This window comes from Micromonospora sp. IBSANI012 (assembly GCF_052814045.1).
Map to the genome: position 1 here is coordinate 236,657 of NZ_CP199933.1, position 13,760 is coordinate 250,416.

15 protein-coding genes and 3 tRNA genes are annotated in these 13,760 nt (G+C 72.3%); 3 read left to right on the plus strand and 15 right to left on the minus strand.

Annotation, left to right across the window (positions count from 1 at the left end):
- Positions 1-158: 158 nt before the first annotated feature.
- The 12 genes from ACTWM8_RS01185 to ACTWM8_RS01240 form a co-directional block, all read right to left on the minus strand.
- Positions 159-443, minus strand: a complete 285-nt coding sequence (locus ACTWM8_RS01185; protein ID WP_334572323.1) for a hypothetical protein — start codon at positions 441-443, stop codon at positions 159-161.
- A 90-nt stretch (positions 444-533) separates the two neighbouring features.
- On the minus strand, positions 534-926 hold the full coding sequence (locus ACTWM8_RS01190) for a tyrosine-type recombinase/integrase (RefSeq protein WP_446212161.1): 393 nt from the start codon (positions 924-926) through the stop codon (positions 534-536).
- A 293-nt stretch (positions 927-1,219) separates the two neighbouring features.
- Positions 1,220-1,873 carry a DUF4145 domain-containing protein gene (locus ACTWM8_RS01195; protein ID WP_446212162.1) on the minus strand — a complete coding sequence of 218 codons (654 nt, stop codon included), beginning with the start codon at positions 1,871-1,873 and terminating at the stop codon, positions 1,220-1,222.
- A gap of 110 nt (positions 1,874-1,983) precedes the next feature.
- The gene (locus tag ACTWM8_RS01200; RefSeq protein WP_446212163.1) at positions 1,984-2,322 is read right to left on the minus strand and encodes a hypothetical protein; all 339 of its coding nucleotides are present in this window, start codon (positions 2,320-2,322) and stop codon (positions 1,984-1,986) included.
- Positions 2,323-2,517: 195 nt separating this feature from the next.
- Positions 2,518-2,591: transfer RNA gene (locus ACTWM8_RS01205), tRNA-Phe, on the minus strand.
- Between the two features lie 102 nt (positions 2,592-2,693).
- Positions 2,694-2,770 (minus strand) — tRNA-Asp (locus ACTWM8_RS01210).
- A gap of 33 nt (positions 2,771-2,803) precedes the next feature.
- Positions 2,804-2,876: transfer RNA gene (locus ACTWM8_RS01215), tRNA-Glu, on the minus strand.
- A 155-nt stretch (positions 2,877-3,031) separates the two neighbouring features.
- The gene (locus tag ACTWM8_RS01220; RefSeq protein WP_446212164.1) at positions 3,032-3,832 is read right to left on the minus strand and encodes a polysaccharide deacetylase family protein; all 801 of its coding nucleotides are present in this window, start codon (positions 3,830-3,832) and stop codon (positions 3,032-3,034) included.
- Between the two features lie 74 nt (positions 3,833-3,906).
- Positions 3,907-4,848, minus strand: a complete 942-nt coding sequence (locus ACTWM8_RS01225; RefSeq protein WP_446212165.1) for a MerR family transcriptional regulator — start codon at positions 4,846-4,848, stop codon at positions 3,907-3,909.
- On the minus strand, positions 4,838-5,443 hold the full coding sequence (idi, locus tag ACTWM8_RS01230; protein WP_446212166.1) for an isopentenyl-diphosphate Delta-isomerase: 606 nt from the start codon (positions 5,441-5,443) through the stop codon (positions 4,838-4,840). Before idi ends, ACTWM8_RS01225 begins: the two co-directional genes overlap by 11 nt.
- Positions 5,444-5,519: 76 nt before the next feature.
- Positions 5,520-7,001 (minus strand): phytoene desaturase family protein, encoded by a 1,482-nt coding sequence (gene crtI / locus ACTWM8_RS01235; RefSeq protein WP_446212167.1) that lies wholly within the window; start codon positions 6,999-7,001, stop codon positions 5,520-5,522.
- Positions 7,002-7,029: 28 nt separating this feature from the next.
- Positions 7,030-8,184: a polyprenyl synthetase family protein gene (locus tag ACTWM8_RS01240; RefSeq protein WP_446212168.1), complete on the minus strand. Its 1,155-nt coding sequence runs from the start codon at positions 8,182-8,184 to the stop codon at positions 7,030-7,032.
- A 65-nt stretch (positions 8,185-8,249) separates the two neighbouring features.
- On the opposite strand from ACTWM8_RS01240, the gene ACTWM8_RS01245 reads away from it, so the two are divergent.
- Together ACTWM8_RS01245 and ACTWM8_RS01250 are read left to right on the plus strand one after the other, a co-directional pair.
- Positions 8,250-9,167, plus strand: coding sequence for a phytoene/squalene synthase family protein (locus ACTWM8_RS01245; protein WP_446212169.1), 918 nt, complete (start codon positions 8,250-8,252; stop codon positions 9,165-9,167).
- Positions 9,164-9,664: a deoxyribodipyrimidine photo-lyase gene (locus tag ACTWM8_RS01250; protein WP_446212170.1), complete on the plus strand. Its 501-nt coding sequence runs from the start codon at positions 9,164-9,166 to the stop codon at positions 9,662-9,664. Before ACTWM8_RS01245 ends, ACTWM8_RS01250 begins: the two co-directional genes overlap by 4 nt.
- A 162-nt stretch (positions 9,665-9,826) precedes the next feature.
- On the opposite strand, the gene ACTWM8_RS01255 is transcribed toward ACTWM8_RS01250, so the two are convergent.
- Positions 9,827-10,882, minus strand: coding sequence for a serine hydrolase domain-containing protein (locus ACTWM8_RS01255; RefSeq protein WP_446212171.1), 1,056 nt, complete (start codon positions 10,880-10,882; stop codon positions 9,827-9,829).
- A 91-nt stretch (positions 10,883-10,973) separates the two neighbouring features.
- Here ACTWM8_RS01255 and ACTWM8_RS01260 point away from each other — a divergent pair, with 91 nt between their 5' ends.
- A complete protein-coding gene (locus ACTWM8_RS01260) occupies positions 10,974-12,458 on the plus strand; it encodes a dihydrolipoyl dehydrogenase family protein (protein ID WP_446212172.1) in 1,485 nt (494 codons plus the stop codon).
- Here ACTWM8_RS01260 and ACTWM8_RS01265 read toward each other — a convergent pair.
- The gene (locus tag ACTWM8_RS01265; protein WP_446212173.1) at positions 12,451-13,212 is read right to left on the minus strand and encodes a crotonase/enoyl-CoA hydratase family protein; all 762 of its coding nucleotides are present in this window, start codon (positions 13,210-13,212) and stop codon (positions 12,451-12,453) included. The two genes, ACTWM8_RS01260 and ACTWM8_RS01265, sit on opposite strands and share 8 nt — an antisense overlap.
- Positions 13,213-13,271: 59 nt before the next feature.
- Positions 13,272-13,745, minus strand: a complete 474-nt coding sequence (locus ACTWM8_RS01270) for a hypothetical protein (protein WP_446212174.1) — start codon at positions 13,743-13,745, stop codon at positions 13,272-13,274.
- Positions 13,746-13,760: the final 15 nt, after the last annotated feature.

The window sequence follows — 13,760 nt, forward strand, 5'->3', positions numbered from 1 at the left end:
CAACGCCGACCGGCGTTTCCGCTGGTCGGCGTTGCTGTAGCCCGGCGAAAGGCTATGTGGCCAGGGGCGGGGTCGAACCGCCGACCTTCCGATTTTCAGGCACCCGCATTTCGGCAGGTCAGGGAGCCGCCGGAGGTTGCCGTGCAACTAGCGTGCAACTAGGCGCACGCCCCCTCGGTCGCCCGCTCCCGGTGCGTGGTTGCCGAGTCGTCCAACGGGCGCCCCGGCACCGCTATGCAGAACTGCCCAGGCTTGGCATTGCACACTGGGCAGTGGCGATATTCCGGTCTCTCGGGGCACGGCTGCCCCAGCTTTTCCAGCGCTCGGCTGATGCTTCCGGCCGCCTCGTGCAGTTGGTCGTCCTTGTGCCTTACGGCAGCGCGGTGAATGATCAGGAGCGCGTCCTGCATGTCGATGTTCATGTGCTGCTGTTGCTCGGTCACGAGGGAACCTCCTACAGCTCGCCCGGTGCGCCGTCTCCCCGTTCCAGGCTTCATGAAACACCCGGGAAAGGCTTCCATGGCACTCACCAACTAGTGCCGCATGGTGATGTGCCGGGGCAGCCGTGCAACATCACCGTGCGCGGCGAGTTCCGACAGGGCTTTGGCGATCTCACGATCACGCCCGTCGGCGGCGTGCAGGTACCGGCGAGCCGCCGCCATGGACGAGTGCCCGAGTCGCTTCATGAGGTCGGCCAAGGTCGCGCCGGTCTGCGCGGCGAGGGTCTGCCCGGTGTGCCGCAGGTCGTGGAAGGTCAGATCGTCGAGACCCACCTTCTTCCGTGCCCGGACGAACGCTTGATACAAGGTGTTGCCCCGCAGCGGCGTGCCATCCCGGCTCACGAACAGCCGATCTTTACCCGCGTACTCATCAAGGCGGCCCGCAAGCGGGCCGCGCCGGCCGCGCTCGGCCTGCTGGCGGCGCAAGCGCCGGCATCGGCCGGCGCGCCGGCCGATAAGACCTTTGCCTCCGGCGGGGGCCAGACGACTCCGAGATGGGGTTCCCGAACGGTTCCGGTGGGTGGGTGGTTGGGGAGCTGCCATCCCGTCTACCGCCGACCCAGGCGAGCCGAGCAGACCAGGGCCAGGGTGCCAAGGTCGTTCGTCCAGTAGGGCGCTCCACCTTGGCACCCTGGCCCTGGCCCGCTCCACGGTGTGTGGGTCGGCGGCAGACAGGGATGGCGGCAGTGATCTCCGAGCGGCGCTCCCTAGTTCTCTGGCTACGGCTTCGGGAAGGCGGAAGCCGAAGTCTGCTGACCTCGCGCCGCAGTGACGCGTGCCGCTCGGCTTGCCTTCACCCGGGCGACCTTCGCCGGTGACTGGAAGACCTCGCCCAGAATGTCGTCCATGAGGTCCAGGACCTCTTGCGCGTCCTCCTTTTCGACCACCATCGAGGCGAGGTCACCATGGGCTGCGTCGTTGCCAACCAGACGGATTGCATGAGCGGCCTCGCGTGTGTCCTCTCGAATCAGACCCTGCGCCGCCAGTCCGTCGATCTTCTTCTCAAGGGAACCACTCGTGATCCCCTTCTCCTTGGCTGTCGCCTCCACCACCGCGCGTGCCATCGCCATCGCTGCACGGTATGCCCTGATGCTGAAGCAGCGGTGTGCTTCGTCTGCGGCGGCGGCGATCTCCGACGGCACGTCCGGGAAGCTTTTCCCCCCAACGTGGGTCGGCCAGCTCTGCGCCACACGTGCGCTGCTGCCGGCATGCCGTACGCCGCCGATCACGCGACCGCAGGCTTCGTTTGAACACCGAAGCGCGATGTCGTAGAAGGCCTGGCCCGCGTATTCCGAGCCGGAGAAAACATCTCCACGCCACACCTCACCAAAGTTGGTGAGCGCCCGGCAGTGAGGGCAGACCAGAGCTGGCATGTCGTTCAGCGTAGCTGCGTAACCACAAACTTGCTGCTACCACACGGCGTCACAAGCGCCGCGTTCCCGTCATGTTCCCGCGACGGATTTGCAGGCTGCGCTTCGAACGCTCACGCCACCAGGTTCCCAGCGGTACTCAAGATAACGCCGAGTGCCAAGAAGGCTACGGTCGCCAGAGCGCTCCGAGCCGAGGAGCGACTGATGGCGTGCGTGATCAGAGTCCGGACGAACATGAGATCCCGCATGGTCATGTCAGGTTCAACGCCTCGTTGACGACGGTACTCAGCCTCAGCCTCCCCGTCGTCTCCGTGCAGCTCAACAGATGCTCGGATGATGGCAACGCGTGAGGCCGCCGTCCGGTAGGCAAGCACTGCAGAGACGGTGGCGATGCCGATGGCGAAGATTTCGAGGACGCCGCCGATAAGCGACAGCCACTTGCCGAGGGTCATGAGGCCATGGTGCGGCATCTGATCAACCCGGCAGGCGAGGGGCGGCGTGCAGCGAACGTGCAACTTATGGCGGTGATCACCGGCCAAGAGCGGTCAACCACGGCAAGGGCAACCGGCACCACACGGCCCCACAAAGCAAGATCCCCACCGGCGTTTCCGCTGGTGGGGACCTCTGTAGCCCGGCGAAAGGCTATGTGGCCAGGGGCGGGGTCGAACCGCCGACCTTCCGATTTTCAGTCGGACGCTCGTACCAACTGAGCTACCTGGCCGTGGTGCTCGGTCCATGCTACCCGGAAGGCGGGGTCTCCGCCGGAAGGGTCACATGCTCCGATACGCAGAACGCCGCGCAATGGTTCACGCGGCGTCGGCGCTGGCGGTCCTGACGGGACTTGAACCCGCGACCTCCGCCTTGACAGGGCGGCGAGCACTCCAACTGCTCCACAGGACCTGGCTGGTGTTGCATCCGGCGTGAGCCGGACCGTGCCCCCAACGGGATTCGAACCCGTGCTACCGCCTTGAAAGGGCGGCGTCCTGGGCCGCTAGACGATGAGGGCGGCCCCGCCATCATTGCACACTCGCAACTTCAAGCGGACTTGCTCCCATCCGGCCCCGCCGGAGGCATGAGAAGCATATGCCATGCCCGGTCAGTGGACCAAACCGGTATGGCCGGTGGCACATTCTCGAGCAAAACCGCAGGTCAGAGGGGGTGTCACCGGGGTGGGGCGATGCCGAAGCGCCGCTTCAGGTCGATGATCAGGTGCGGGCAGGCGGCCAGGGTGCGGCTGCGATCGCCCCCGCCGTCGTGCATCAGCACGATCGCGCCGGGGCGGGCGGCGCCGTGGACCCGCTGGGCGAGGGTGGCGGCGGTCGGCTTCGCCCAGTCCTGCGGGTCCACGCTCCAGTGCAGCGACTGCATGCCCAGCTGTCGGGCCACCGCCACCACCTCCGGGGTCCACCGGCCGCCCGGTTGGCGGTAGAACGGCACCTTGGCGCCCGGCACGGCGGCCTGGATGGCCCGGTTGGTCCGGGCCAGATCGGCCCGGATCTCGGCTACCGGCCGTCGGCCCAGGTCGAAGTCGTGCCGCCAGCTGTGGTTGCAGAGCTGGTGACCCTCACGGACGATCCGGGCGACCAGCTCCGGGTGCTTGCGTACCTCGGTGCCGACCAGGCAGAACGTCGCCTTCACCCGGGCGGCCCGCAACTGGTCGAGAACCTTCGGCGTCCAGGCCGGGTCCGGGCCGTCGTCGAAGGTCAGCGCGACGGCGCGTACCCCGGTGGCGCGCCGCAGGCCCGCGGGCAGCGTGGTGGGCTTCGGCCGCAGCTTGGGCTTGGGTTTCGTGGTCGGCCGCGGGGTCGCTGTGGGTGACGGGGCGGTCACCGGTGATGGAGTCGCCGCCACAGTCGAGGCGGGTGCCGCAACCTGCTGGGGGTCCCGTTGCGGTTCGCCGCAGCCGCCGGCGAGGAGCAGGACCAGGCCGAGGGCAGCCGCCAGGACGGGGCGTGCACGCATCGTCACTCCGAGGGGGGTCGGGTACGCGGTAGGCCCCGACGGTAGTGGACGACGCGCCGATTCGGCAGGGTCGGTCAGGCCTCGCCCGACTGATCCAGTGAGTCCCGGACGGCCAACGCCAGCGACACCGCCTCGGTCAGGTCGACCGGCCGGACCACTCCGGCGGGCAGCGTGTCGGCCTGCCAGCCGGGGCCGGCGGCCAGCACCAGCAGGGGCCGTCGAACCATCCCGAGCAGGGCGGACAGCTGCCGCGGGTCGGCGGTGGCGCGGGTGTGCGACCAGAGCACCACCGCGGCCGGCCCGGTCCGGTTCACCGCCTCGATCAGCGCCGCGAGCGGCACCCGGGCACCCAGCATGCGATACGCCACACCCGCCTCGGCGAGCGTGGCGGCCAACGCCTCCAACGGCAGGGTGTGCTGTTCCTCGTCGGCACAGGAGAGCAGGATCCGGCCCGGGCCGGCGGCCGGGCCGGGCCGGGCCACCGTGGCGAACGCCTCGGAGACGCACCGGGACACCAGGTGTTCGACCTCGATCAGACCGGCGGTCGCGGCGTGCCGCTCCCCGATGCCGGCCAGCACCGGGCGCAGCAGGCCGTCCCAGGTGGCGACCACGCCGTCCCGGGCGAGGGCGTTGGCGATGGTCTCGCTGATCGCCGCGGAGTCCAGTCGCATGGCGGCCCGGGCCAGGCCACGGGCGACCGGGCCGGCCCGGCCGATCGGGATCGTCTGCCCGCCGCCGGCCCGACCGGCTCCGGCGTGCAGCCGCACCTCGGCGGTGGGACCGACCCCGGGGCTCTGCTTCGCCCAGCGGGCCGCCTCGGCCGGGGTGATCCCCTCCGCGGTGAGCCGACGCATGATCTCCAGGCGCGCGAGGTCGGCCGGCGTGTAGCGCCGGTGGTGACCCGGTACGTGCTGGCTGGGACCGAGGCCGTAGCGCTGGTGCCAGGTACGCAGCGTGGTGACCGCCACGCCCAGTCGGCGTGCGACGGCCCCCGCGCTCAGCGCCTCATCGGCCACCCGACCGCTCCGACGCGTCGTCCGCCGGAACGCCGGACGGGATGGTGGTGTCGGCGGGGCCGCCGGCGCGCAGCAGCCGGCTCACCACCCCGCCCAGCCAGGGCGCGTACGCGCGGGGGTTTGCGTCGATCTCGGCCATCAGCCGTACCGGGTCGACCCAGCGCAGCTCGGACACCTCGTCGGGGTCCGGCAGCACGGTGACGTCGGCCGGCACGTCGGCCCGCAGTACGTGGTCGTACTCGAACTCGACCCGGCCGGTAGCCGGGTCCTCGGCGTAGTAGAGGTAGACGCCGACCTCGGTCAGCGTGACCGGGGCCGCGCCCAGTTCCTCGGCCAGCCGGCGGTTGGCGGCCTCCACCAGCGACTCGGCCGGTCGGGGGTGGCCGCAGCAGGAGTTGGCCCAGCGCTGCGGGAACCGGGTCTTCACGGGGGCCCGCCGTTGCAGCAGCACCCGGCCGGCCGGGTCGACCAGCAGCACCGAGAAGGCGCGGTGCAACCGCCCCGGCGCCTGGTGCGCCGCGGCCACGGTGGCCTCGCCGAGCACGTTGCCGCGGTCGTCGACCAGCTCGACCAGGTGCCCTTCCCGGGACGTCACCGGACCCGCCCCCCGTTCCGCGTGTGCATCGTGCCCGTCCTGCCTGTGCAGTGCCGCCGGGCCGCGCTCCGGGCGCTCACCGCCCGGCACCCGTGATCCGGTTGGCCGCCAGCTTGCCGGAGATCAGCACCATCGGTACGCCCACTCCCGGCTGGGTGCCGGAGCCGGTGAACACGACGTTGGGCAGCTGCCGGTGCAGGTTCGACGGGCGGAACGGGCCGGTCTGGAAGAGGCTGTGCGCGGCGGCGAACGGCGTACCGGCGGCCATGCCCTGCTCCTCCCACTCGGCGGGGGTGATGGTACGCAGCACCTCGATGCCGGCGCCGAAGCCCACGTACCCGCGCTCCTCCAGCGTCGCCACGAGCTGGTCGGTGTAGCGGCGGCTCAGGTCGCCGCGCCAGTCGAACGGGCCCCGTTCCAGGTTGGGCACGGGCGCCAGCACGTAGTAGGTGTGCCGCCCGGCCGGGGCCACCGTCGGATCGGTCCGGCTGGGGTTGGTGACCAGCAGCGACGGGTCGGTCATCAGCTCGCCGCGCCGGATGACCTCGTCGAAGGTGCCCTTCCACTTCCGTCCGAAGTGGATGTTGTGGTGGGCGATCTTCTCATACCCCTGGGTCGAGCCGACGTGCAGCACGACGCAGGAGGGTGAGTAGGTCAGCTTCCGTTGGCGGGCCGGGGGCAGCAGGTCGCGGTAGGCGACCGGCAGGTCCGGGTTGAGCACCACCACGTCGGCCGGGATCAGCTCGCCGTCGGCGGTCAGCACGCCGGTGGCCCGGCCGTTGGCGGTCTCCACCCGGGTCACCGTGGTGCCGTACCGGAACTGCACGCCGTGCTTCTCGGCGGCGCCGGCCATGCCGCGGGAGACCGCGTGGATGCCGCCGCGCGGGAAGTAGACCCCGGCCACCGAGTCGAGGTACGCGATGACGCTGTAGATGGCCAGCGCGTCGTGCGGCGCGAGGCCCGCGTACATCGCCTGGAAGGAGAAGATGCGCTGGGTACGCGGATCCTGGAAGAACTGGTTGATCTTCGTCTGGAGTCGCCGGAACGCGCCGTTGGCCAGCAGCTTCACCAGGTTGGCGGTGAGCAGGTCGGTCGGGGCGTCCAGGTTGCGGTCGATGAAGTCGGTCCGCTCCCAGTGCCACAGGTTGCGCGCGTAGTCCACGAAGCGCAGGTAGCCGTCGGCCTCGCGGGGGCCGCAGACCCGGGCGATCTCGGCGGCCATGCGGGTGGTGTCGGTGATGACGTCCAGCGTCGAGCCGTCGGGGTACCAGGCCCGGTAGGCGGGGTCGAGCGGGGTGAGGTCCAGCCAGGCGTCGAGCTCCTCGCCGACCGCGCCCAGTGCCTCGGCGATCAGGTCGGGCATGGTGAGCACGGTCGGGCCGGTGTCGAACTCGTACCCGTCGACGGCCAGCCGGCCGGCCCGGCCGCCCGGCACCGGCTCGCGCTCCACCACGGTCACCTGCCGGCCGCTGCCGGCCAGGTGCAGCGCGCACGCCAGCCCGCCCAGGCCCGCGCCGACGACCACCACCCGGTCCGTACGCCCGTTCACGGTCCGCACGTGACCACCTCCTTCGCAAGGTCGCTCATCATGCCCGCCGCATGGTCGCGGCGGTGGCGAGGCCGGTCAGCGCGGTGCGCGCGGTCTCGTCGATCGACGCGGTGTCCAGCGCGGTCAGCGCCTCGGACACCCGGTCGGAGATCATCCGCTCGACCCGGGTCACGGCCCCGGTGTCGGCGACCAGTTCGGCCAGCCGGGCCACGTCCCGGGCGCCGGTGACCCGGCCGGCCCGCTCCAGCGCTCGCCGCTGGCCGGGGGTGGCCAGTTGGCGGGCCAGCATCAGCAGTGCGGTCGGCTTGCCGGTACGCAGGTCGTCGCCGGCCGGCTTGCCGGTGGTCGCCGGGTCGCCGTAGACGCCGAGCAGGTCGTCGCGGAGCTGGAACGCCTCCCCGACGGCCAGGCCGTAGCGGGTGTACGCGGCGATCACTGGCGCGTCGGCGGCGACGCCGGCCAGGCAGGCGCCGAAGAGCAGCGGGCGCTGGACGGTGTAGCTGGCGGTCTTGTAGCGGGCCACCCGTAGCGCCCGGTCCACCGACCAGTTCGCCGGATCGTGCTCGCCCAGCACGTCGAGGTACTGCCCGGCGATCGTCTCGATCCGCATCTGGTCGTAGCAGCGCCGCACCTCGAACAGCCGGGCTGGGGGAAGGGGGGCGTGGCTGAGCAGCCGGTCGGCCCAGACCAGGCAGAGGTCGCCGACGAGCACGGCCACCGCCTCGCCGAACCGGGCCGGGTCGCCGGCGTACCCGGCGGCGACGTGCCGGGCGGCGGCGGCGCGGTGCGCGGTGGGTCGGCCGCGCCGGGTGTCGGAGGCGTCCATCACGTCGTCGTGCACCAGTGCGAAGGTGTGCAGCAGTTCCAGGGCGGCGAACGCCGGCAGCACCGTCGACAGTGGCTCCGCGCCGCCGACCACCCCGCGCCAGCCCCAGTACGCGAAGGTCGGCCGGACCCGCTTGCCGCCGGCCAGCACGCAGTCGCGGGCGGTGGCCGCGAAGCCACCGATCGCCGCGTCGATCTCGGTGAGCGAGCCGACCTCGGCGGCCAGGAAGGCCGCCAGGGTGTCGTCCACCCCCTTGATCAGCTCTTTCGTGAACGCGGCCAGTACGCCGCGGACCGGATCGTCCGTCGCTCCCGGCTGTGCCGGCGCGACGCGGAGCGTATTACCCGCGACTGCGTCGTTGGCCATGGGAGCGAGCGTACCTTAGGGTTACGAGTTGCGTCGATTGCTGCGTCGAATTTCGAGGAGGGCCGGTGAACACCGATCTCACCGCTGCCTATGCCCGCTGCCAGGAGCTGCACCGACGGCATGGTCGCACCTACTATCTCGCCACTCGGCTGCTCCCCGCCTGGAAACGACGTCATGTGCACGCCCTGTATGGATTCACGCGCTACGCCGACGAGATCGTCGACCGCACCGAGGACCTGCCGCCCGCCGACCGCGCCGCCCGGCTGGACGAGTGGTCGTCGGAGTTCGTCGCCGGCCTGCACGGTGAGCCGGTCGACGACCCGCTGCTCCCGGCCGTGCTGCACACCATCGCCGTCTTCGATCTCGACCGCGCCGACTTCGCGTCGTTTCTGCGCAGCATGGCGATGGACCTGACCGTGCTGTCGTACCCGACCTACGACGACCTGCTCGACTACATGGAAGGCTCGGCGGCGGTCATCGGCACCATGATGCTCCCGATCCTCGGCAGTTCCGACCCGGCGGCGGCCCGCGAGCCGGCCCGCCAGCTCGGCTTCGCCTTCCAGCTCACCAACTTCATCCGGGACGTCGCCGAGGACCTCGACCGGGGCCGCACCTATCTGCCCGACGAGGACCTCGCCAAGTTCGGCGTCAGCCGCGAGGACCTGCTCGCCGCGAAGGAACAGGCCCGCGCCACGCCGAGGATCCGGGACCTGATCGAGTACGAGGTGAGCCGCGCCCGGGCGCACTACGAGGCCGCCGCACCGGGCATCACCCTGCTCAGCCCCGCCTCGCAGGCGTGCATGCGGACCGCCTACGCGCTCTACGGCGGGATCCTCGACGAGGTCGCCGCGCAGGGCTACGACGTGTTCGTCCGCCGGGCGCTGGTGCCGCAGCGCCGCCGGCTGGCGGTGGCCGCCCGGGCCCTGCTCACCCCGACCGGCAGCCCGGTCGCCGTACCCGGACCGAGCCTGGTCTCGCGGTGAGTACGCGTACCGCCGTAGTGCTGTTCACCCGCGACCTGCGGGTGCACGACCACCCGGCGCTCGCCACCGCCTGCGCGGCGTTCGACCGGGTGGTGCCGCTGTACGTACTCGACCCGGCGCTGGCCGACCGGTCGCCGAACCGCACCCGGTTCCTGCACCAGAGCCTGGCCGAACTGCGCGAGGCACTGCGCCGGCGCGGCGGTGACCTGGTGGTGCGCCGGGGCGACCCGGTGGCCGAGACGATCCGCCTGGCCCGGGAGGTGGGCGCCGAGGGGGTCGGGCTCTCCGCCGACGTCAGCCGGTACGCCCGCCGCTGGGAGCGCGGGTTGCGTGCGGAGTGCGACCGGCCGTGTTCCGTGCCTACGAGGGTTGCGCACCTGCGCCGGCCGCCGAAAGCGTGTACTGACCGTGAGAGCGCCGCTGCCGTCCGGGCACCTGCTCGGACGCTTTGCTCTGCTGCCTTCCCGGCAACAGCAACCCTCGGTAACGGCTGGTGACCACCGCCGTCGGGTTTGCCTTGAGTGGGTGCACTGCTCAGCCCATGTGTTGCCGTGGCGGCAGCAGAGCAAAGCGTCCGAGTGGCAATGCGAGGGGAATCCTCGGCCGTCACGGTGGGTGATGCTTGGTGCTCGTCACGCAGGGTCACGCTGCCGCCGAGGTTAGAGGCAGGAGTGCAGCACCTCGACCAGTTCGTCCACCCGGTCGTGGTCGGCCAGGTGGGCCGTGGCGTAGGCGAAGACGTAGCCCCGCTCGGCGTCGGCCCAGGCGCTGCTGCCACCGATCCCGCCCATGCCCCAGCTCCCGTCCGGCTCGCGCTGCATCCCCAGCGTCCAGCAGGCCCGCCGATCGAGCAGCAGATCCGGGCCGTCGTACTGGACCCGGGTGGCCTCGGCGACCAGCTCGGGGCTGAACAGGCGTACCCCGTCGAGGGTGCCGCCGGCGGCCAGGCCCGCGTAGAGCCGGGCCAGCGCGGACGCCGTGGCGTGCAGGTTGACCGCCGGGACCTGCGCGCCCCGCCAGAGCGGGCTGTTGACCACCGCCAGGTCGAGGCCGCCGGGTGGGTTGCTCAGCGCCCGGGCCCGCAGCGACCCCGGCTCACCCAGCATCCGCACGGGCCAGGCCGGATCGCCGTACGACAGGTCCACGCACCGCCGCTGGTCCGCCGCCCCGAGGCCGAAGCCCAGGTCGAGACGCCACGGGTCGGCGATCTCCTCGGCAAGGAACCGCCCCACCGACCGCCCGTCGACTCGACGGACCAGCTCGCCCACCAGGTGCCCGTACGTCCAGGCGTGCTCGCCCGCGACGCTGCCCGGCTCCCACTCCGGGTCGGCGGCGGCCAGGTCGGCGCAGAGCAGCTCCCAGTCGGCGACCGCCTCGGCGGGCCGGGCCACCGGGAAGGCCGGCAGGCCGGCGGTGTGGCTCAGCACCTGACGGACCGTGGCGGGCGTGCGGAACCCGGGCCAGTGCGCCGAGACCAGATCGTCCAGGTCGAGCCGACCCTGGTCGACGAGCAGCAGCAGGCAGAGCGCGGCGACCGGCTTGCCGACCGAGTAGACGTTCACCAGGGTGTCCGGCCGCCACGCACCGCAGGCGTCGGCACCCAGGTCGACCACCGGGTGGCCGTCGTACCAGATGGTCAGGCCGGCGCCGGTCTCCCGGCCGGTGGCCAGCAGATCGTGGAAGCAGTCGCGGACCGGGGCGAAGCGATCGGGCATGCGGCCACCGTAGGCGGTAGGAATGATTACGGGCGCGGGAATTCTGGTGCGGTCGCTGGCCGGCGTCCGGTGGCTGGGGAATGCTGACGGCATGGCGGAGCCGGAAGTGGTGGACGTGGTCGTGGTCGGGTTGGGCGTCGGCGGCGAGGAGGTGGCCGGGCGGCTCGCCGAGGCCGGCCTGAGCGTCGTCGGCATCGAACGGGACCTGGTCGGCGGGGAGTGCCCGTACTGGGGGTGCATCCCCAGCAAGATGATGATCAGGGCGGCGAACGCGCTCGCCGAGGCGCGGCGGGTCAACGAGCTGGCCGGATCGGCCCAGGTCCAGCCGGACTGGGCGCCGGTGGCCAAGCGGATCCGCGAGGAGGCCACCGACACCTGGGACGACACGGTGGCGGTCGACCGGTTCACCGGCCGGGGTGGGCGGTTCCTGCGCGGCAGCGCCCGGCTCGACGGCCCCGGCCGGGTACGCGTCGGCGACCAGGTCATCCAGGCCCGGCATGGGATCGTGCTCGGCACCGGCACCCGGCCCTCCGTGCCGCCGATCGACGGGCTGGCCGACACGCCGTACTGGACCAACCACCAGGCGATCGAGGTCGAGGAGCTGCCCGGTTCGCTGCTGGTGCTCGGCGGCGGCGCGATCGGGCTGGAGCTGGCGCAGGTGTTCGCCCGGTTCGGCGTACGGGTGACGGTGGTCGAGGCGGCGGACCGGGTCCTCGCGGTCGAGGAGCCCGAGTCCTCCGAGGTGGCCGATAAGGCGCTGCGCGCCGACGGGGTGGAGATCCACACCGGCGTCAAGGCGGAACGGGTCAGCCACGACGGTGCCACCTTCACCGTGCACGCCGGCGACGACGCGTTCCGCGGGGAGCGGCTGCTGGTGGTCACCGGCCGCCGGGCGCACCTGGAGGAGCTGGGCCTGGACACGATCGGCGTGGACCCCGGGCAGCGCTACCTGCCGGTCGACGGGCAGATGCGGGTGACCGACGGCGTCTGGGCGGTCGGCGACGTCACCGGTGAGGGCGCCTTCACCCACATCGCGATGTACCAGGCGGCGATCGTCATCGCCGACGTGCTCGACCGCACCCGGCGCGCCGGCGGTGGCCCCGACCCGAGCGGGACGGCCAGCGTGGTGGGCGGTGCGATGGGCGCGGCCAGCGCGGTCGGCGGCGCGATGACCGCGACCGGCCCGAGCGGCGCCGCCGGTACCCTGCCCCGCGCCGACTACCGGGCGCTGCCCCGGGTCACTTTCACCGACCCGGAGGTCGGCGCGGTCGGGCTCACCGAGCACCAGGCCCGCCAGCGCGGCATCAACGTGCAGGTCGGCTTCGCCCAGTTGTCGTCGTCCGCGCGGGGGTGGATCCACAAGGCCGGCAACGAGGGCTTCATCAAGCTCGTCGCGGACGCCGACCAGGGCGTGCTGGTCGGCGCGACCTCCGTCGGCCCGGCCGGCGGCGAGGTGCTGTCGGCGCTGGTGGTGGCGGTGCACGCGGCGGTGCCGTTGAGCCACCTCCGACACATGATCTACGCGTACCCGACCTTCCACCGGGCGATCGAGGACGCCCTGCGCGACCTCAGCTGACGGTGCCGTGGCGGCCGGCGCCGGCGGCGAACCGGGCCGCGCCGGCCGCCGCGTCCGTGTCCAGCGACCGCATCCCGTACGCCAGCTCGGTGGCGAGCGCCTCCGGCTCGGTCAGGCCGGCGGTGGCGAGCACCGACGCGCGGTCGTTGCGCAGGCAGGTCTGCGGGTGGCGGGCGATCTCGGCGGCCAACCGCTCGGCCTCCGCCCGCGCCTCACCCGGCGGGACCAGCCGGTTGACCAGCCCCATCGCGTACGCCTCCTCGGCGGGCACCGGGCGGCCGGTGAGGATCAGGTCCATCGCCCGGCTCTCCCCGATCAACCTCGGCAGCCGGACCGTCCCGCCGTCGATCAGCGGTACGCCCCAGCGCCGGCAGAACACCCCGAGCACCGCGTCGGACTCGGCGACCCGCAGGTCGCACCAGAGCGCCAGCTCCAGGCCGCCGGCCACGGCGTACCCGGAGATCGCGGCGACGACCGGCTTGGACAGCGACATCCGGGTCGGACCCATCGGGCCGTCGCCGTCCGGCTCGACCCGATTGCCGCTGGGCGTGCCGATCGCCTTGAGGTCGGCGCCGGAGCAGAACGTGCCGCCGGCGCCCCAGAGCACCGCGGCCCGGGCCTCCGGGTCGGCCTCGAAGGCGCGGAACGCGTCGGCGAGCGCCCGCGCGGTGGGACCGTCGACGGCGTTGCGCGACGCCGCCCGGTCGAGGATCACCGTGGTCACCGGTCCGTCGTGCGTGACGTGTACGGCCATCGGCACAGCATGCCGCCCGGCGGCGCCGGCACGCCAGGGGCGTGCCGGCGTCCGATCGGTCAGTGGCCGCAGGCGGTGTCGAGCGCCTTCAGGGTCGGGTCCAGGTCCGGCGCCTCGACCTTGGTGGCGTTCGGGCCGGTCAGCCGCTTCTCGATCGCGCCGGCCAGGTTCTCCACCGCGGTGTGCACCTGCGGGTCGGCGGCGTGGGCGGCCTCCTTGCGCAGCCCCTGCGCCATCGCCGTGTAGTGGGCGCGGACCTTCTCGCCGGCCTCCTTGGCGCTGACCGGCTTGTGGATGGCCGCGATGGCGTCGTCCGCCATCCCGACGAAGTGCTCCTTGGCCACCGCGAGCGCGGCGTCGCAGACCTGCTTGCTGTTGGCGGCGACGTCGACCGTCGGGCTGGGCGCGCCGGTCGCGGACGAGGCGGCGGCCGGGGTCTTCTCCTGTTCCGTCGGCTGGCAGCCGGCCGCGACTCCGGCGGCGACGACCAGGCTCAGGACGGTACGGACGACGCGGGCAGGGTGGTTCGTCATTGGTGGTTCCCCCGT